We start from the raw sequence: 19,128 nt of genomic DNA, 5'->3' as shown, positions 1-19,128 counted from the left end.
TGCGCTGGGCTTTTCCGTGCGCAGTGCAGTTTGCCGACGCTACCTACCCAGTGATGCGACCTCCGCCACTGCTTTCTCCACTGCGTAGTCCGCGTCCGCTGCTTGGCCTTTGACGTCGGCGTTGAGCTGCGCCACCACGCGCAGCGCCTGGGCGATGGATCGGCCGTTCCACCCACGCGCCTGGCCCTGCGCCTTCTTGATCTTCCACGGCGGCATACCCAACTCCCCTGCCATTCGGAACGGGTCGCCGCGGCCGGCCGAACCCACCAGCGCAATGGTGCGGACGGCATCTGCCAACGCGTCGGCGAGCAACACGTGCGCCACGCCCCGGTGCATCGCCCAGCGCAGAGCCTCGAGAGCGCCGGCTCGGTCTCCGATCACTGCTTTGTCTGCGACGTCGAATCCGGAGACCTCGGCCTTGCCCGAGTAGTACCGACGCACCGCGGCGAGGTCGACCTTGCCGCCGGTATCGGAGACCAACTGCGAACAGGCCGACGCCAATTCGCGCAGTTCGTTGCCCACGGACTCCACGACCGCCTCGATCACGTCGCCGCTCACCCGGACGTCGGCGGTACGGAACTCGCCGCGCACGAAGTCGATACGTTCGGCGGGCTTGGTGAGCTTGGCGCACTCGTGCACCTGTGCACCACATTTCTGCAGCGCACCGACCATCGCCTTGGCCCGGCCGCCGCCGGAGTGCATGATCACGACCACAGCGCCCTCGGGCGGATCGGTGGCGGCGTCGAGTACCAGCGCAGCAGCGTCCTTGCCGGCCTCGGCCGCCGCCTCGAGCACGAGAACACGGTCCTCGGCGAACAGCGACGGGCTCAGCAGTTCGGCGAGTTCCGGGGCACTGGCATCACCGGTGCGCAACCGCGTGACCGGCAGGTCCTCCCCCGGAATCGCGGCATTCGCACGCACCTGAGCCACGATCGCGGCTACCGCGCGATCCATCAGCAGTTCCTCGTCGCCGAGGACCAGATGCAGTGGAGCCACACTCGAAGTCACGACCATGATCGTGCCATGTGCGACCGACACTGCGAGCATCCACTCGAAGTCCAGGCGATCACCACAGAACGTGCGCCGTCCACATCGCGAGTGCAGCCATCGCCACGGCCGCGGCCAGCCACCGAAACACGGTGAAACGCAACGCTGTCAGCAGCGCGGCCGTCGAGAACGCTGCCAGTGCTGCGCCCACCACGCCATCGGGGACGACGACGCCCGCAACCGGCACCGACGCAGCCTCCTCCGCCACCGTGATCAGCCACCACAGCGGCGCCGACACCAACTGCGCAATCAGCTCCGCGAGCGAAGTGCTGACGGTGGCGGTCACAGCCGTCAGGAAACCCACCACGGTGATCGGAGCGACGACCGGTGCCACCAACACGTTCGCAGCCACTCCCACCACACTGAACGTTCCCGCCATAGCCGCGACCACCGGTGCCGTCACCGCGTGCGCAGCCGCGGCGACCGCCACCACTTCCGCTGCCGCCCTGGGCCAGCCGCGGGCCCGAAGCCAGTCGACCCAGATCGGAGCGACGAGTACCAGCCCGGCGGTGGCGAACACCGACAGCACGAATCCGACATCCACCGCCAGCCTCGGCCACCACCCGAGCAGCCCCAACACCGCGCCGCACAGTGCCGGTACCGCTTGCCTGCGCCTGCCGGTGACGAACGCCACCAAGCCGATCGACCCCATCAATGCCGCCCGCAGCACACTCGGCGACGGCCGGGCCACGATCACGAACGCCACGAGTACGACGAACGCCACCGCGACCGTAGCGCGAGGTCCGACCCCGACACCTCGCAACACCAACAGAACCGCACCGATCAGAATCGAGAAGTTCGCACCGGAGACAGCCGTCAAGTGCGTGAGGCCGGCCGCCCGAAAATTGTCCGATACCGTCTCGTCCAGCCGCGACACATCTCCGACCACGAGACCGGGCAGCAGACCCGCACGATCCGGTGGCATCGAATTCTGCGCCACGGCAGCCAAATTCGACCGGAATGTACCGGCTGCCGCAGAGATCGTCCCGGGCTCGTTCACGGTGACCGGCGGACCCGAAGTGCGGATCACGGCCACGGTCATGTCCGGTCTGATCGGCTCACCGAGCCTGCCCCGCACGGTGACCACCTGGCCCGGCAGCAATGCCGACCAACTCGACTGCGGTGCGATGATCGACACCCGTCCACCGACGTGCCATGCCTCGCCGCCCACGTCGACTCGCGTCATCTCGGCCTTCACCATCACCGTCGCGGGCCCGGGAGCGGTCAGCCGTCGCGGGTCCTCCTCCAGCTGCACCGACGCCGTGATCCAGGCTCGGTTCTCTGCCGCCGCAGCCACGGGATGCTCGGCCAGCGAGCGCATCTGAATCCAGATCGATCCCCCGAAGCACAGCGCCAGCACGATCACCGCGGCCGCACCGGACCGACTCGAACTCGGCCGACCGCGCCGAACAGACATTCCGTGCAGTGCCACTGCGACGAGCAGCACCACCGCAACGGCCGACGCGGTAGCAGCCAGGGCAGCACCGGGGCCTCCGAGAATTCCGATCGCGGTGATCGACCAGCACACCGCAGCGGCCGGAACCAGGCGCACGTCGAACGGCAGGCGATCCTCGGTCTGCGGCGCGCCGGTGGATGCGGCATCGGTGGTCATCCGACGTGCACCAGGTCGCGGATCTTCGCCAGTCTGCCGGGCCCGATGCCGTCCACCTCGGACAGCTGATCCACGGTTGCGAAACGGCCGTTGGTCTCTCGCCAACTCACGATCGAGGTCGCGGTGACCGGCCCGACCCCGGGCAACGCGTCCAGCTCTGCGACGGTCGCGGCGTTGAGGTCCACCGTCCCGCCGGTGGTGGAACCTCCGACCCCGGCCGGTACGCCGCCGCTACCGTCTGCCGATGTGCCGATCCCGGATGTCGTACTGCTGACCGGTGGAGCGGCCTCGGGCGGCACGACGCCGACGACGATCTGATCGCCGTCGGCGACTCGCGCGGCCATGTTGAGCGCCAGCAAGTCGGCACCGTCGACAGCTCCCCCTGCCGCGGCCAGCGCGTCGGCGACTCGCGAACCCGGTTGCAGCCGAACCAATCCGGGGCGCGTCACGAGCCCGACGACGCTCACCACGAGTTCGGCCTCGGCGCTCGGCACAGGATCGGCCGCGTCACCGGTATCCACCGTGCCATCGGTATCCACCGTGTCGGTCGCGACCACAGCGAGCGGTGGTGCGGGAGCGGGATTCGGTGCGTCACGAACCACCGCGAATCCGGCGACCAGCACCACGAAGACCCCGGCGGCCGCCATCGCCAGTGCACCCGGCCTTCCCGGATCCACGCGAGCAGATCGCCACCGAGATGGCAGCAGGGCCGACCACGGGGTGCCTACTCGTTGCGCTTCCGGCAGCAGCCAATCCGGTTCCGTGGACCCGGCGTCCGGTCGCGGGTCCTCGGGCACGACGCGATCGCGGGCGGAATCGTGTTGTCTGCGCACGGAGTTCAATCGCGCCACCGTGTGCGCCCGATCGTCGTTGCCGCCCATACGGAAGGACGCTAGTGCGCGTGATCGGGCTCGATCGCCGAAAGCCGCAGGCCAAGAATTGCCCTGTGCAGAAACCCGGAGGCTGTGGATGAACCGGGACTCGACCCGGCTATCGGCGTCCCGGAGCCACGACGACGCCGACCGCGCCCGGGCCGACGTGAGCGCCGAGAACGGCACCGAAGGGGTACTTATCGATGCTGGTCGAGTGCGGAATTCGGGAGTTCAGCATCGCGGCCACGTCCTCGGCCCGCTCCGGGCACTGCATGTGGTGCACCGCGAGCGCAACCCCCGATTCGTCACCGACCTCGGCCGCCGCGGCGACGGCGGCATCGACCAGCTTGTGCAGCGCCTTGGACGAGGTCCGCGTCTTCTCCCGCAGCACGAGCTTGCCGTCGCTGATGTGCAGTACCGGCTTCATGGCCAGCGCAGTGCCGAGCAGCGCTGCGGCGGTGCCGATTCGGCCTCCACGTCTCAGGTGGTCGAGTCGATCGACGACGATGAAGCATCTCGAGGTCGTCGACGCGGCGACGGCGTCGTGATATACCTCGTCCAGTTCTGCTCCCCCGGCGGCGGTGGCGGCCGCAGCCAGCACCGCGAAGCCCAACCCCATTCCGGCCGAGGCGGAATCGACGACTCGGACGGCCGAGCCCACGTGATCTGCGGCCTGGCGCGCAGCCTCCCACGTGCTCGACAGTCCCCGAGAGATGTGCAGTGCCACCACACCGGCACCTCGACTGCGTTCGAGAGCCGCGGCATAGACCTCGGTCAGCTCACCCGGAGAGGCCCCCGCGGTGGTCACCGGCTTCCCCGAGGTGGACTGCTCGGGAATCTCGTCGATACCCTCGCGATGGTCGATTCCGTCGACCAACACGTGCAGTGGCACCAGCGCGATGCCTCGGTCGGCGGCGAGGGTGGCCGGCAGGCAGGACGAGGAGTCGGTGACGACGGCGACGGTCATCGCGATTCGGTCACCGATCCGGCAGCGACTGGTCGCAATACCTCCAGCATCGCCTCGGCGACCGCGATGTGGGCGTCCCATCCCCAGTGGATGCCGTCGGGGTTCGCGTTCTCGGACTCGATGTTCGGTCGTACGGCGTCGGCAAGGTCGACCATGGGGACGTTCCTGTCCGCGCTCCATGCACGCAGTGCGCGTACGGCGGGTTCGCGACCCGAGTGCACCTTGCCGTAGGCATCGCAGCGGTGCACCGACGGATAGGTGCCGATGACGGGAAGTTCGGGACGCACGTACGCCAGTGCCGCGCGGGTCTGTTCCAGATACTCGACGCTGAGCCGCGGCGGCAGCGCAACGGGCCAACCGAGATGCGACAGAACAGGTTGCACCGCTTGGTATCCCGCGCGAACCACGCGCCGAAGGGCAGGCGGTCGGACGTATCTGATCTGCTCCCGGAGCGCAGTCGGCAACGGTGACGGGAGCGAATCCATGCCGCCGATTCCGAGCACGACGGCACCGGCACGGGGAATGGCTGCCCACACTCGCGGATCCTGGGTCAGGGCCCACCACGCGTCACGACTCGTCCAGCCGATGCGCGCAACCAACTCCACCGTCCAACCCAGTTCCGCTGCAACGAGATTGGGCCAGAGCCGCGGGTCGTCGACGGGCAGTCCACCCTCGGGTCCGTAGTAGCTCAACGAGTCCGCGAGCACGAGCAGCGCAGGCTGCGCCGCCGTCTCAGAGGACGTCACTGGCCACCCGCGCCGAGGCGTTCCACACGTCCAGTCGCCAGGACGGGTTCTCGCCGGGTCCGTGCGCACCGAGCTGAACCCAGCTGGTGTTCGCGAGGCCTCCGAGCACCGGCCAACGATCGGTCGGCAGATCGAGCAGCGCCGCAGTCAGCGCCGCTATCAGACCTCCGTGTGCGACGAGGACGAGCGGTCGCTCGTTGCCGTCGGCACCCCACTCGGGGACACCTGCCGCCAGTTCACGAACCAGCGGCACGCTGCGTCGGGCAACGTCGATGCGGCTCTCCCCACCGGGTGGGGCGATGGTGGCGTCGGCGCGCCAGGCCGGTCGCGCACCGGGGGCGATGTCGTCGACCTCGGTGTGGGTGAGCCCCTGCCACTGACCGAGATGGGTCTCGCGCAGACGCTCGTCCACCGACACCGCCACACCGGCTGCATCGCCGAGCGCGTTCGCGGTGTCCAACGCTCGCCGCAGATCCGAGGACACGATCTTGATCGGCTCACGCGTCGCCAACTCGGCGGCGGCCGTCTTCGCCTGGCTGCGTCCGAGCTCGGACAGATCGGTGTCGAGCTGACCCTGCATGCGGTCGGTGGCGTTGTATTCCGTCTGACCGTGCCGAAGCAGGATGAGCCGTCTGGTCATTGCTCCGATTCCGGAGCCGGATGCTGTCCGAGCCCGGGAACCTCGATGGTCGGGCAGTCCTTCCACAACCGCTCGAGTGCGTAGAAGTTCCGCTCTTCGTTGTGCTGGACGTGCACGACGATGTCGGAGTAGTCCAGCAGCGCCCAACGGCCTTCTCTGGTGCCCTCGCGGCGGACCGGCTTGTGTCCGGCCTCACGGAGCTGATCCTCGATGTTCTCGACGATCGCGTTGACCTGACGCTCGTTGGGCGCGGAGGCGATGACGAAGCAATCGGTGATGTAGAGCTGATCGGAGACGTCGAGAATCACCACGTCGCCGGCCAGTTTGTCGTCGGCTGCGAGCGCGGCGATCCGCGCCATCTCGGCGGCTTCGGCTGTTGCAGTCACTTCGGTGTACTCCCACTCGTATGGCTCGGGTTCTCGGTCATTGCGCTGGTGACCGACCCTGCCGGTTGCTTCTTCTGGGGCGCTGGTTCCGACATGGTGACGGATCCGTCGAGACGCTGAGCGCCTCGTGGTCTGTAGAGATTCCTCTTCGAGATGTATTGCACGACGCCGTCCGGTACGAGGTACCAGACCGGCCGATTCTCACCGGCTCGAAGTCGACAGTCCGTCGACGATATCGCGAGTGCCGGGATTTCCATCAATGTGAGAGTGCCCGCGGGCAACGATCGGAGGTGGTTGGCGAGATGTTCGACGCCTAGCTCGAACCCAGGACGCGAGACACCGACGAACTTGGCGAGCTCGAACAGCTCCTCCCAGTTCTGCCACGTGAGGATCGACTCGAGCGCGTCCGCCCCGGTGATGAAGTACAGCTCGGCATTGGGATGCTGCGATCGCAGATCGCGCAGGGTGTCGACGGTGTAGGTCGATTTCTCTCGGTCGACGTCCACCCGGCTGACCGAGAAACGCGGATTGGACGCCGTCGCGATGACGGTCATCAGGTAGCGATCCTCGGCCGGGCTGACCGACTTGCCTTCCTTCTGCCACGGGTTTCCGGTGGGGACGAAGATGACCTCGTCCAGGCCGAATTTGTTCGCCACTTCGCTGGCTGCGACGAGGTGTCCGTGGTGAATCGGGTCGAAGGTGCCACCCATCACGCCCAGACGGCGGACGGGCTGCCCACCGGTGTTGTCGCCGGAGTCGGATTCGCGCTGCACAACCGCCGATTCTACGTCCGGGGTGCCGCTTGGCGTCACACGCCTCACACCGGCAGCAAACGCGAGACCACGGTGGCGAGCTGCTGAGCCGATCGGCACTCGTGCATCGCGATCACGTCGGAGTACACCTTGGCCGCCGAATCGCCGGAACCCCACTGCGATTTCGGTTCGGGATTGAGCCAGTACGCATGCTTGGCCACCGACACGATGTGCGCCAGCGCCGGCAGCTTCGGTTCGCGGTAGTTGGTGCGGGCGTCACCGAGAATCAGCACCGAGCTGCGACTGGTGACCGCGTGCGCGTACTTCTCGTCGAACGTCGTCAGTGCATGGCCGTAGTCCGAGTGTCCGTCGTACGTCACGAGATCGGACTCGCGGATGATGCGACTCATCGCGGCTCCCAGATCGGAACCGGAATCGAAGAATTGCGTCACCTCGTCGGTGGAGTCGATGAACGCAAAGATGCGGACGCGCGAGAACTGCTCTCGCAGTGCATGCACCAACAGCAGCGTGAAATTACTGAATCCTGCCACCGAGCCCGAGACATCGCACAGCACAACCAGTTCGGGGCGAGCTCGCCGAGGCTTTCGCTCGACCAGATCGATCGGGATGCCGCCGGTGGACATCGACTTGCGCAGCGTGCGTCGCAGATCGATGGAGCCGTGCCTGCTTCGGCTGCGCCGCACCGCAAGTCGCGACGCCAACAACCGGGCGAGAGGGGTGACGTTGCGCCGCAGCGCCGCCATCTCCGTGTCCGAGGCCCGCAGGAAATCGACTTCCTCCGCGAGCTTGGGCACCCCGTAGCTCGCGACCCGCTCACGGCCCAGCTTCTCTGCCGACCGACGCCTCGTCTCGCTCTCGACCATCTTGCGTAGGTCTGCGATGCGTTGCGCTGCAGTGCGTTTGGCCACCTCGGACTCGTAGTCGTCGGTCGGCCGATCGGGTGCGTCGTCGCTGCGCCCGAGCAATCCGTCGAGAATCTTGCGCAGCAACGTTTCGGGCGCAACGTCGCGCAGGGCCTGATACGCCGAGAACGAGGGCCCGTTGGAGGACTTGTACTGTCCGAGTTCCTCGACCATCTGCGCCGCCAGCATCTGGGTCAACTCCGCGGCCTCGGCCGAATCGTCCGAGAGCAGATCCACCAACAGCTCGCGGAGGGCATCGATGTCGATGTCGCCGGTGTCGGTGCGGGGCAACGCGGTATCGATCTGCCCCGAGTCCCTGGTGCCCGATGCCACCGGAAACCACAGGTCGAACAGGGCGTCGAACACTCCGCGGTGCGTCGGGCGGCGCAGCAGCGCACAGGCCAATCCCTCGCGCACGGCCTCCCGATCGAGCAGGTCGAGAACCGACAGGACGCGTCCGGCATCGACCGTCTCCGACGGCCCCACCGAAATCCCACGTCGACGCAACGCGTCGACGAACCCGACGAGGTGACCGGGAATTCCGTGTGGGGCCTGCATGTCAGTTGAGCCGCAGTTCGGCAGCCGCGCGGACCTGGTCCGACTGATGCTTGAGCACCACACCGAGTGTGGAGCGAACCGCGTCGTCGTCGAGGGTGTCCATCCCGAGCGCCAACAGAGTGCGTCCCCAGTCGATGGTCTCGGCCACCGAGGGCAACTTCTTGAGCTGCATCGCGCGCAGTACCCGCACGGTCTTGATCATCTGCTCGGCGATGGCCTCGGGCAGTTCGGGAACTCTGCTGGCGAGAATCCGGCGCTCGAGGTCGGCGTCGGGAAAATCGAGGTGCAGGAACAGGCAGCGACGCTTGAGGGCCTCGGACAGTTCACGGGTGGCGTTGGAGGTGAGCACCACGAACGGCGTCCGCTCGGCCACGATCGTGCCGAGCTCGGGAATGGTGATCGCGAAGTCGCTGAGCACCTCGAGCAGCAGTCCTTCGATCTCGACATCGGCCTTGTCGGTCTCGTCGATGAGCAGAACCGTGGGTTCGGTTCGGCGAATCGCCTGCAGAAGCGGCCGCGCCAGCAGGAACTCCTCGGAGAAGACATCCAGCTTGGTCGAATCCCAATCGGCAGCGGTACCGGACTGGATGCGCAGGATCTGCTTGGCGTGGTTCCACTCGTACAGCGCGCGGGCCTCGTCGACACCCTCGTAGCACTGCAGCCGCACCAGTTCGGCACCGGTCGTCTGCGCGACGGCACGGGCCAGCTCGGTCTTGCCCACTCCCGCCGGACCTTCGATCAGCAGCGGCTTGCCGAGGCGATCGGCGAGAAACACCGAGGTGGCGGTGGCCTTGTCGGCCAGATAGCCCGTCTCGGCCAGGCGCCTCTGGACGTCGTCCACGCTGGCGAACAGCGGGGGTGTCGTCGGTAGGGCACGATCCATGTCACAGCTCCTGATGATCGGGTCTGGCCGGTTCTGCGAGGGGTGTCAGTCTCGGACGTGTCCGTCGCCCCACACGGTCCACTTGGTCGAGGTCAATTCGGGCAATCCCATGGGTCCACGCGCGTGCAGTTTCTGAGTCGAGATGCCGATCTCGGCTCCGAAGCCGAACTGCTCTCCGTCGGTGAACGCCGTGGAGGCATTGACCATCACCGCGGACGCGTCGACCCGCTGGGTGAACTCGCGCGCGGCACCGATGTCGGCGGCGACGATCGCCTCGGTGTGGCCGGTGCCGTATCGGTCGATGTGCTCGATCGCCTCGTCGATGCCGCCGACGACCTTCAGCGCGATGTCGAGCGACAGGTACTCCTGAGACCAGTCCTCGTCGTGCGCAGGCACGAGCCCGGGCAGATCCCCGTGCACCGTCACGCTGTGCATCTGAAAAGCCCGGAGCAACCGCGGAACCATGGTCTCGGCGATCGCAGCGTCCACCAACACGGTCTCGGCGGCGTTGCAGACGCTCACTCGACGGGTCTTGGCGTTGAGCACGATCTTCTCGGCCGTGTCCGGATCGGCGGAGGCATGGATGTACACGTGGCAGTTTCCGACACCGGTCTCGATGGTCGGGACCGTGGCATCGCGCACGACCGCAGCGATCAGTCCGGCTCCACCGCGCGGGATCACCACGTCCACCAGACCGCGCGCCTGAATGAGGTGGGTGACCGTGGCACGGTCGGCACTTCCCAGAAGTTGCACCGCCGCCTCGGGCAGACCGTGACCGCGCAACGCTCCCTGCAGCGCCTCGACCAAGGCCGCGTTGGACTGCGCCGCAGACGACGAGCCGCGGAGCAGCACCGCGTTGCCGGACTTGAAGGCGAGGCCGAACGCGTCGACGGTGACGTTGGGCCGAGCCTCGTAGACCATGCCCACCACGCCGAGCGGAACCCGCAGCTGCCGAATCTCGAGCCCGTTGGGCAGCGTCGAACCGCGGATGATCTCGCCGATCGGATCGGGTAAACCGGCCACCTGTCGCAGCCCCGCCGCGATGCCGTCGATGCGCGACGCGGTCAGCCGTAGACGGTCCAGCAGCCCTTCGTCGGTACCGGCCGCTCGCGCGTTCTCGATGTCGACTGCGTTCGCGGCGAGTACCGACTCGGCCGCAGCAACGACCGCGTCGGCCGCGGCATGCAGCACGTCGTCCTTTTCCGCAGTTGTCAGCAGTGCGAGCGCGCGTGATGCGGTGCGCGCCCGGCGCGCTGCGGCGTGCACGTTCTCTCGCTCGTCGGCAGTCGTGGTCACCGGTTCGGCCGAGACGGAAGCTGTCATGAACTACACACTAATGGGGGCCGGGAATGAAGCTGCATCGCCGCGTCGTTGCAGCACAGCGTGAAGATCGTCGACTCACCGTCGGCGCTGCCCGAAGACCGGAGGAACCACTTGTGAGTGTGCTGTTCGAGCCTCTGACCCTGCGCAACGTCACCTTCCCGAACCGGGTGTGGATGGCACCGATGTGCCAGTACTCGGCCGACGAGGCCGGCGACGACGTCGGCGTCGCGGGCGACTGGCATCGCACCCACCTGGTGAGCCGGGCGATCGGCGGTGCCGGATTGATCATCACCGAAGCCACCGCGGTGAGCCCCGAGGGTCGCATCAGCCCGTCGGACCTGGGCATCTGGAACGACACCCAGGCCGACGCGTTGGCGAAGATCGTCGCCGAGATCTCGTCCTTCGGAACCGTCCCGGGAATTCAGCTGGCTCACGCGGGGCGCAAGGCCTCGACCGCTGCTCCCTGGCTGGGTGGCAAGTCCTTGCCGGCCGAGGACCCCCGAAGCTGGGAGACAGTCGGCCCGAGCGCGGTTGCGTTCGGTGACTACGCGAGCCCACGGGAGGCGACGACCGAGGACATCGCGAAGATCGTCGACGACTTTCGGACGGCCGCCCAGCGCGCGCTGAAGGCCGGGTTCCAGGTCGCCGAAGTACACGGCGCGCACGGCTATCTGCTGCACCAGTTCCTGTCCCCCGCCAGCAACACCCGTACCGACTCGTACGGCGGCGATTTCGCGGGCCGCACGCGGCTGCTGATCGAGGTTGTCGACGCCGTGCGTGAGGTGTGGCCGGCAGAGCTGCCGGTCTTCGTACGACTGTCGGCGACGGATTGGCTCGACGAGCCCGAGGACAGCGAGAGCGCTGGGTACGCAGCCGAACTGGAGGCCCCGAGCTGGACGTCGGATCAGACGGTGGCCTTGGCCCAGATCCTCACCGAGCACGGGGTGGATCTGGTCGACACCTCGACCGGAGGCAACGCCAGGGCCCATATTCCGGTCGGTCCGGGCTATCAGGTTCCGTTCGCGAGGCGCATCCAGAACGAGACCACCATGCCCGCTGCCGCCGTCGGCATGATCACCGAACCCAAGCAGGCGGAGGAGATCGTCTCGCTCGGCGAAGCGACGGCCGTGCTGCTCGCGCGTGAGCTCCTGCGTGACCCTTACTGGCCACGGCGCGCCGCCCGGGAACTCGGCGTCGAGATGCTCCCGGCCGCGGCACCCCAGTACGAGCGGGCCTACTAGCAACTGCTCTCAGGACGGCACGAAGCCGAGTTTCTTGTCCACCACATTGCGCAGCGGTTCGCCTCGGAAATGCCGAAGTGCGTTGTCCACGAACAACTCTGCGAGCCGCTGTTTCCACCCCGAGGCATCGCCGCTCATGTGCGGTGTGACGATCACGTTCTCGGCCGTCCACAGTGGATGGTCGGCCGAGAGCGGTTCGGTCTCGAACACGTCGAGTGCGGCACCTGCGATGTGCCCGGTGGCCAGGTGCGCCAACAGCGCCTCGGTGTCGAGCAACTCCCCGCGGCCCACGTTCACGATGCGTGCACCGGGCTTCATCGCGGCCAGCACCGAATCGTCGATCATTCCTCTCGTCTGATCGGTCAGCGGCGCGACCAGCACCAGGTAGTCGGCCTGGGCTACCTCGGACGTCAGGTCGGCGCTGGCATGAACGGTGCCGAAATCTCGGTCGCCCTCTCGTGCCGTCCGGCCCACACCCGAGATCGACATTCCCACTGCTGCCAGCAAGCTCGCGATGGCGCGCCCGATCGCACCGGTGCCCACGATCATCGCGTGGGCACCGTCGATGCGCTCGGTCTCGCGGTGCTGCCAGACCTTCGAATGCTGCAGTGCGCGCGAACGTTCGGAGTCCTTGGCGAACGCCAGAATCTGGGCCAGCACGAACTCCGCGATCGGGCGGTCGAACACTCCGCGCGAATTGGTCACGATCACATCGGAATCGACCAGGTCGTCGAACATCAACGAGTCGACTCCTGCGGCGGCGATGTGGATCCATTTCAGCGAGCCGCAACGCGGCCACGCCGATTCGACTGCGGGAGAGAAGAAATCCCACAGGAGCAACGCGTCGGCACCGTCGAGCGCATCGCCGAGGGTGTCGGCGGTGGCGTACCGGACGTCGGCGACCTCCGCGACGGAGTCGAGCCCGTCCGGAAGATCGCCGGCGTGCAGAACGACGAGAACCGGTGCCATTGCTACTTCTTCTTGTATCCGACGAGCTCGACGCCGGACGCGGCAACTTCGTCGTCGTTGTCGCCGGGGCACTGGGTTCCGCGCAACGAGCGGCCTGCGGTTTCCGGCATCAGCAGAATCGGCACGAAGGCGATGGCAGCCGCGATCATCATGTACCAACCCGGAATCAGGTTCGACCCGGTTCGGTCGATCAGGAACGTCAGGATCAGCGGAGCCGTACCGCCGAAGAGTGCCGTCGAGACGTTGTATCCGATGGCGAACGCTCCGTAGCGCACCTGAGTGGGGAACAGCGCAGGCAGGGTCGACGACACACAGGAACACATGATGACCAGCAACACTCCGAGACCGAGCAAACCGATGCTCTGGCCGATCAGTCCGGTGTTGATGATCAGCAGGAACAGCGGAACGCTGAGCACGAAGTACCCGACGCAGGCCGCCAGCAGCAACGGCTTTCGGCCCACCCGGTCGGACAGAGCGCCGATGGGGTTGATGATCGCCATCATGATGATCATGATGGCCACGAGGGTGAAGTTCGACTGAGTCGTGCTGTGCCCCAACGTGTCGCTGAGATACGAGGGCAAGAACGTCAGCACGGTGTAGTACGCGATGTTGAGGAGCAGCACGAATCCCATCAGGATCAGGATTCGCTGCCAGTACGTCATGGTGGTCTTGAGCGAGGCCATGGCCCCACCTGCACCCTCTTCGACCGTGCCGCCGTCTTCCTTGGCCTCGGCGAACACCGGAGAATCCTCCAGGCGGGTCCGCAACCACAGCGCGACGATGCCCAGCGGCAGCGTCACCAGGAACGGGATTCGCCAGCCCCATGCCTCCATCGTCTCGTCGCCGAGCCCGACGTTGAGCAGGGTGCACAGGGTGGCACCGCCGACGGTGCCTGCGAGGGTGCCGAATTCGAGGAACGATCCGAAGAATCCGCGACGCTTGTCGGGCGCGTATTCGGCCATGAACACTGCTGCGCCGCCGTACTCACCACCGGTGGAGAAGCCCTGCACCAATCGGCAGACGAGCAGCAGCAGCGGTGCGGCGATGCCGATGGTGTCGAATGTCGGCAGCACACCGATCGTCGCCGTGGCCAACGTCATCATCGTGACGGTCAGTACGAGGACCTTCTGACGACCGATGCGGTCGCCGAGTGGGCCGAGCACGATGCCGCCGATGGGGCGAATGATGAACGACGCGGCCAGCACGGCGAATGTGGAGAGCAGGCTCGCTCCCCCGTCATCGGACGGGAAGAAGTTGGCGGCGATGTACACGGCCAGATAGCCGTACACCGCGTAGTCGAACCACTCGACAGCGTTTCCGAGCGCTGATCCGCCGATCGCTCGGTGCAGAATCTTCGTCTCGTTCGGGCTCAGCGTGTCGGTGCTCGGTGGGTATCCGGTCGGCGTAGTCGCCGACCCTGATGTTTCGGTCACGGTTCCAATACCTCTCGCTTTTGTACAACGTGGAGCGTCGGTTTGGTTCTTCGCAGCGTTCGACATTACGACGGTGCCGATCGTGCGTTTCGGCCAACCCCCTCCTCGGAAGCTAAAGACCAGCTAGCGCACCGATTCTGGTGGCTATCAACGCGTACGCCCTTGCGCTGTCGGTCAATTGCTGCACGGCCACCGATTCGTCCGGCCGATGTGCCTGGTTTTCGATCTCCCCCGGACCGAGCACGACGGTGCCTATACCCATCTGTTGCGCGACGAAACCCCCGTCACAGGATGCAGTCCAGATGTCGGTGACAGTTTCGGATCGAGCGTCGAGAACCGATTGCACTGCGGTACCGACCAATCCGTCGTTCACGCTGGTCAAGAAGCCCGGCATCTCCATCGCGACGTCGATCGTCACGTCGATACCGGATCCGGTGACGTGCGCGGCCTCGATGCGTGATCGCAGGTCACCGACGACATCGGCCGCCTTCTCGCCCGGCAGTAGACGGCGATCGACGGTGAGTACGCAACGATCGGCGACCATCGAGGTCCCCGTCCCACCGGATATGGTTCCCACGTTCCAGGTGGCGGGCCCCAACTCGGCGTCCGGGTTCTCGTCCAGCTCGATCTGCGACTCCTCGATGATCGCGATGATGCGCGCTGCAGCCGCTATGGCGTTGGCACCGTTGCGAGGTTGTCCCGCATGTGCTGAACGGCCACTCACCTCGATCTCCAGATTCGCGGCACCTCGGCACCCGACAATGGTCACCAGATCCGTCGGCTCGGCCACCACGCAGTGGCTGTAGTTCCGCGGAGGTGGATCGGCCACGAACGCTCGGATGCCGAGACCGGTGTCCTCCTCGTCGACCAGACACGCCAACGTCATCGGGTGTACGTCGGCGAGACCGGCTCGGTGCACCGCGTTCATCGCAGCCACGACGGCGGCGAGGCCGCCCTTCATGTCGCACGCGCCGCGACCGACAATTCGGCCGTCTCGAACCACGGCGGAGAAGGGGTCGGTGGTCCAGCCCGTCCCGGCGGGAACCACGTCCGAGTGCCCGACGAACAGCACTCCCGGCCGCTCGTCGGATCCGATCGACACGATGACGTTGGGCCGACCCGGAGCCACTTCGACCGTCCGAACGTCGAATCCCAATGCACGACAGTGATCGGCAAGGACTTTCGCGGATTTCTCCTCGGTGTCGCCGGGGTTCTCGCCGCCGGCGTCGATCAATGCTGCCGTCAGCGAGACGATCTCGTACTCGTCGATCGAATCGAGCAGAGCGCGTTCGGTATTCGAGACGGTCATCGGGTGGGATCGGAGGCGAGCAGGTGCTTGGACTTCTCCACTGCCACGGCGAGCCTTCTGATTCCCTCCTCGATGCGTTCGGGTGTCGAGGAGGCGAAGCACAACCGCAACGAATCGTGGAACTTTCCGCCCACCGACAACGCCGGCCCGGGTATGTAGGCCACGCCCTCGGCCAGTGCCGTCTCGAACAGGTCCTGCGTCGAGAAGTCGACATCGTTGCCGCGCAACGTCGCCCAGAGAAAGAAACCTCCCTCGGGATCCGTCGTCGACATCGACTCGCCGAAGTGCTCGGCGATACTGTTCTGCATCGCGATCTTGCGGGGCAGGTACACCGAGGCCAACGATCGAAGATGCTCGTCGAGCAGGCCGCGCCGGATGTACTCGGCCACCATCCGCTGACCGGGCAAGTTGGTGCACGTGTCCATGGCCTGTTTGGCGTTGACGATCAACTGCCGCGCCTCGGGCGCGGCGTCCACCCACCCCACTCGCAGGCCGGGAGCGATCATCTTGGAAAAGGTCCGTACCGAGAAGATCAACGGATCGTTCGGACTGAGCGTGCCGAAACTGGGAATCGGATCACCCGAGAAGCGGAGCAGGCCATAGGGATCGTCGTCGAGAATCACCGAGCCCCACCGATGTGCCAGTTCGATCAACAGCTTTCGGCGTTCGAGCGACATGGTCACGCCGGACGGGTTCTGGAAGTTGGGGATCACGTAGATCATCTTGGGCAGGCGACCCGCGCGCTCGACGAGTTCGGGCAACGCCTCGACGATGAGTCCGTCACTGTCCATCGGGGCCTCGAGAATGTCGCCTCCGTAGCTGAGCACGGTGGCGGTTCCGTTGGTGTACGTGGGACTTTCGACGATCACCAGGTCGCCCGGATCGACGAGCAACTTGCAGGCGATGTCGAGACCCTGCATTCCGCCGGAGGTGATCACCACCCGATCCTCGGTCGTGGGTTCTCCCACCGAGTCGAGGTAGGAGAGCAACGCGTCGAGCAGGCCCGGATCACCCTCGGTAGCACCGTAATCGAACGCGTCCGCGGTGAGTACGCTGCCGGCTATCTCTGTGAACGCAGCGGCCGGAACCGTCTCGGCTGCAGGAGATCCCATGGCGAATCGAACGATGTCGTGCTTCTGTGCAGCGAGAAGCGATGTCGACGAGTCGATCACCGAGCCCACCAGCTTGTCGGTGCGGAGGGCCCAGGGAATGCTGCTTGCGGAGCGACCCTGGGTGGCAGGAGTGGAGCCTGCGGAACGACCCTTTGTGGCAGGAGTGGAGCCTGCGGAACGACCCTTTGTGGCAGGAGTGGAGCCTGCGGAACGACCTCGAGTAGATGCGGTCATGCTCACTCCTTCGTCAGTAGTTCTCGGGGGTATGCGGTGAAGGTCTCGAGGCCGTTCTCGGTGACGCGAACGGCCTCGGATACCTCGTATCCGTAGTCGTCCATCCACATTCCGCCGATGATGTGGAAGGTCATGTTCTCGGCAAGTACCGTTTCGTCGTCGGTTCGCAGGCTCACGGTGCGCTCACCCCAGTCGGGTGCGTAGGCGATGCCGATCGAGTAGCCGATGCGCGACGGCTTGTGCAGTCCGTGCTTGGCCAAGCTCGTGTTCCATACCTGCGCCAGGTCGGTGGCGGTGACGCCTGCCCGCACGGTCGCGAGCACGTCGTTCAATGCTTCCCCGGTGGACTTGGCGAGGTAATCCAAACGTGGGCTCGGCTTTCCGAGCACGATCGTCCGGGCCATCGGGATGTGGTATCGCCGAAACACTCCGGCCAGTTCGACGACGGTGGTCTCGCCCCGCACGAAGGGTTGATGCGACCAGGTCAGATGTGGGGTGTCGGCTCCGGCACCGGTAGGCAGCATCGGGACGATGGCCGGGTGGTCGCCGCCGAACTCCGGGGTGCCGCGAACCTGTGCGTTCATGATGGCCGCGGCGGCGTCGCACTGCCGTTCACCGACCGAGATCGACTGGTACGCAGCCGACATCGCCGACTCGCAGACCGTCGCGGCACCGCGCATCAGGGCGATCTCCGCAGGCGACTTGACCACACGTACCCAGTTGATGAGCTCGTAGGAGTCGGTGAAGCGGTACTCGGGCAGTGCCTTGACCAGTGCCTCGAATGCCTTGGGACTGAAGTAGTACGAGTCCATCTCGAGACCCACCTGGCCGTGCTCGAAGTTGTTCACCAGTCCCAGTTCACGCAGCTTCGCGGCGACCCAGACGAATGGGTGAGTGTCTCTGCGCTGCACGAAAGTCTCGGGGTAGCCGAACGTCCGATCCTGCGGAAGCCACGACGTGCGAAACGCGCCGTTGGCGTCCATCTCGCGAGCGAAGAAGTACATCTCGCCGTCGAGCGGTACGTAGAGCATCTGCGGGGTGTAGAACGAGAGCGCGTTGTACCCCAGCAGGTAGTAGAGATTTGCGGGATCGGTGACGATCAGAGCCGTGAGGTTCTGCGCTGCCATCCGATCGCGGACGGCAACGAGGCGGGCCGCGTACTCCTCGTCGTTGAACGTGATCGGCGTGCTGTTCGGTACGTCCGGGTACCGAGCCAGTCCGGGAGCGGCCCGTCCTACGGTCTCGTCGGGACCGAGTGCAGTGACGTAGGCAACGTCGGGTGAGTCGTTCACGGGCACCCCCTTCAATGGGGTCGATTTAGTAGATTGTTGACAATCAGGCTAAGCGCTGATGAGAGAGGTGCGCAAGACTTCGGGTGTAAATGCTGTGTTGCGAGCCCGGAAACTATCCCGGCGTGGCCAGCGCCGAGTGTTCGGCCTGTTCCTCGACCATGGCACGGGTCAGGTCGTGGATGGCGGTGTCCATGTGCTCGTGTACGCCCTTTTCCAGTGCGTCCCAATCCGAACCGAGCAACAAGTCGACGATCAGCTGATGTTCCTCCACCAACGCCTCGGGCCGGTAGTACGCGGTTTCGAGGTTGGCCATGCAGATACGCGCCTCCGCAGCGAGCGTGGCGTACATCCGCGACATCCGGCTGTTGCGGGTCGCCGCAACCAGGGCGGTGTGAAACGCCAGATCCCGTTCGGCAAGACCTCGCCAATCCGCCCGATCGATGAACGGCTGCATCTGCATCACGATGGCCGAGAGCTCATCGGCAGCCGAGACCAAGCGCGCGCGATCCCCGTGCACCAGAGTCCACGCGGCACCGACCTCGATCGCCGCACGGGATTCGTAGATCTCGGCGACATCCTCACTGCTCAGCTCGACGACGAAGACACCTCGATTCCGGTAGCTGACGAGCAACCCCTCCTGATTGAGGCGCTGCAACGCCTCCCGCACCGGCCCCCGCGAGATCTCGAGTTCCGCGGCGACGTTGGCCTCGTTGATCTGCTCCCCCGGGGCGTAGGAGCCGTCGATGATGCGGTCGCGAATCTGGTCGGCAATGACCATCGACGTGTTGCGTGCGTCGATGGGCGTCAGTCGTCTCGAACTGGGCATGAT

18 protein-coding genes are annotated in these 19,128 nt (G+C 66.0%); 1 reads left to right on the top strand and 17 read right to left on the bottom strand.

The features are described from left to right. Positions 1 to 39 precede the first annotated feature (39 nt). The 11 genes from holA to AYK61_RS01070 all read right to left on the bottom strand — a co-directional run bounded on the left by holA (position 40) and on the right by AYK61_RS01070 (position 10,709). Positions 40 to 1,014 carry a DNA polymerase III subunit delta gene (holA, locus tag AYK61_RS01120; protein ID WP_183130388.1) on the bottom strand — a complete coding sequence of 325 codons (975 nt, stop codon included), beginning with the start codon at positions 1,012 to 1,014 and terminating at the stop codon, positions 40 to 42. A gap of 52 nt (positions 1,015 to 1,066) precedes the next feature. Then, a complete protein-coding gene (locus AYK61_RS01115) occupies positions 1,067 to 2,659 on the bottom strand; it encodes a ComEC/Rec2 family competence protein (RefSeq protein WP_121869490.1) in 1,593 nt (530 codons plus the stop codon). Continuing rightward, complete coding sequence (locus tag AYK61_RS01110; protein WP_121869489.1) at positions 2,656 to 3,540, bottom strand: ComEA family DNA-binding protein; 885 nt, start codon at positions 3,538 to 3,540, stop codon at positions 2,656 to 2,658. The genes AYK61_RS01115 and AYK61_RS01110 overlap by 4 nt, the downstream gene beginning before the upstream one ends. A 109-nt stretch (positions 3,541 to 3,649) precedes the next feature. Then, positions 3,650 to 4,498, bottom strand: a complete 849-nt coding sequence (locus AYK61_RS01105; protein ID WP_121869488.1) for a DegV family protein — start codon at positions 4,496 to 4,498, stop codon at positions 3,650 to 3,652. After that, positions 4,495 to 5,244, bottom strand: a complete 750-nt coding sequence (octT, locus tag AYK61_RS01100) for a diglucosylglycerate octanoyltransferase (protein ID WP_121869487.1) — start codon at positions 5,242 to 5,244, stop codon at positions 4,495 to 4,497. Before octT ends, AYK61_RS01105 begins: the two co-directional genes overlap by 4 nt. Further along, positions 5,231 to 5,884, bottom strand: a complete 654-nt coding sequence (locus AYK61_RS01095; protein WP_121869486.1) for a histidine phosphatase family protein — start codon at positions 5,882 to 5,884, stop codon at positions 5,231 to 5,233. Before AYK61_RS01095 ends, octT begins: the two co-directional genes overlap by 14 nt. Next, a complete protein-coding gene (gene rsfS / locus AYK61_RS01090; RefSeq protein WP_032394567.1) occupies positions 5,881 to 6,270 on the bottom strand; it encodes a ribosome silencing factor in 390 nt (129 codons plus the stop codon). Before rsfS ends, AYK61_RS01095 begins: the two co-directional genes overlap by 4 nt. Further along, positions 6,267 to 6,980 carry a nicotinate-nucleotide adenylyltransferase gene (gene nadD, locus AYK61_RS01085; protein ID WP_397485387.1) on the bottom strand — a complete coding sequence of 238 codons (714 nt, stop codon included), beginning with the start codon at positions 6,978 to 6,980 and terminating at the stop codon, positions 6,267 to 6,269. The genes rsfS and nadD overlap by 4 nt, the downstream gene beginning before the upstream one ends. Before the next feature lie 107 nt (positions 6,981 to 7,087). Then, positions 7,088 to 8,503 (bottom strand): VWA domain-containing protein, encoded by a 1,416-nt coding sequence (locus AYK61_RS01080; RefSeq protein WP_121869485.1) that lies wholly within the window; start codon positions 8,501 to 8,503, stop codon positions 7,088 to 7,090. Position 8,504: 1 nt separating this feature from the next. Continuing rightward, complete coding sequence (locus AYK61_RS01075) at positions 8,505 to 9,386, bottom strand: MoxR family ATPase (protein WP_121869484.1); 882 nt, start codon at positions 9,384 to 9,386, stop codon at positions 8,505 to 8,507. A 45-nt stretch (positions 9,387 to 9,431) separates the two neighbouring features. Then, positions 9,432 to 10,709 carry a glutamate-5-semialdehyde dehydrogenase gene (locus AYK61_RS01070; RefSeq protein WP_121869483.1) on the bottom strand — a complete coding sequence of 426 codons (1,278 nt, stop codon included), beginning with the start codon at positions 10,707 to 10,709 and terminating at the stop codon, positions 9,432 to 9,434. A gap of 113 nt (positions 10,710 to 10,822) precedes the next feature. Here AYK61_RS01070 and AYK61_RS01065 point away from each other — a divergent pair, with 113 nt between their 5' ends. Beyond that, complete coding sequence (locus AYK61_RS01065) at positions 10,823 to 11,950, top strand: NADH:flavin oxidoreductase/NADH oxidase (protein ID WP_183130387.1); 1,128 nt, start codon at positions 10,823 to 10,825, stop codon at positions 11,948 to 11,950. A gap of 9 nt (positions 11,951 to 11,959) precedes the next feature. On the opposite strand, the gene AYK61_RS01060 is transcribed toward AYK61_RS01065, so the two are convergent. The 6 genes from AYK61_RS01060 to AYK61_RS01035 all read right to left on the bottom strand — a co-directional run bounded on the left by AYK61_RS01060 (position 11,960) and on the right by AYK61_RS01035 (position 19,125). Then, entirely contained in the window at positions 11,960 to 12,919 is a 960-nt protein-coding gene (locus tag AYK61_RS01060; RefSeq protein ID WP_121869482.1) for a D-2-hydroxyacid dehydrogenase, read from the bottom strand. 2 nt (positions 12,920 to 12,921) lie between these two features. Next, positions 12,922 to 14,352: an MFS transporter gene (locus AYK61_RS01055; RefSeq protein ID WP_237669442.1), complete on the bottom strand. Its 1,431-nt coding sequence runs from the start codon at positions 14,350 to 14,352 to the stop codon at positions 12,922 to 12,924. A gap of 112 nt (positions 14,353 to 14,464) precedes the next feature. Continuing rightward, positions 14,465 to 15,661: a M20 family metallopeptidase gene (locus AYK61_RS01050; protein ID WP_121869481.1), complete on the bottom strand. Its 1,197-nt coding sequence runs from the start codon at positions 15,659 to 15,661 to the stop codon at positions 14,465 to 14,467. Then, entirely contained in the window at positions 15,658 to 17,013 is a 1,356-nt protein-coding gene (locus AYK61_RS01045; protein ID WP_259467889.1) for a PLP-dependent aminotransferase family protein, read from the bottom strand. Before AYK61_RS01045 ends, AYK61_RS01050 begins: the two co-directional genes overlap by 4 nt. Further along, a complete protein-coding gene (locus AYK61_RS01040; protein WP_183130386.1) occupies positions 17,010 to 18,188 on the bottom strand; it encodes a Xaa-Pro peptidase family protein in 1,179 nt (392 codons plus the stop codon). The genes AYK61_RS01045 and AYK61_RS01040 overlap by 4 nt, the downstream gene beginning before the upstream one ends. A 223-nt stretch (positions 18,189 to 18,411) precedes the next feature. Further along, complete coding sequence (locus tag AYK61_RS01035) at positions 18,412 to 19,125, bottom strand: GntR family transcriptional regulator (RefSeq protein WP_237669436.1); 714 nt, start codon at positions 19,123 to 19,125, stop codon at positions 18,412 to 18,414. Positions 19,126 to 19,128 lie beyond the last annotated feature (3 nt).

This window comes from Rhodococcus sp. SBT000017 (genome assembly GCF_003688915.1).
GTDB lineage: Bacteria > Actinomycetota > Actinomycetes > Mycobacteriales > Mycobacteriaceae > Rhodococcoides.
The sequence above is the reverse complement of the archived record's forward strand: the minus strand, read 5'-3'. Positions and strand labels throughout refer to the sequence as shown.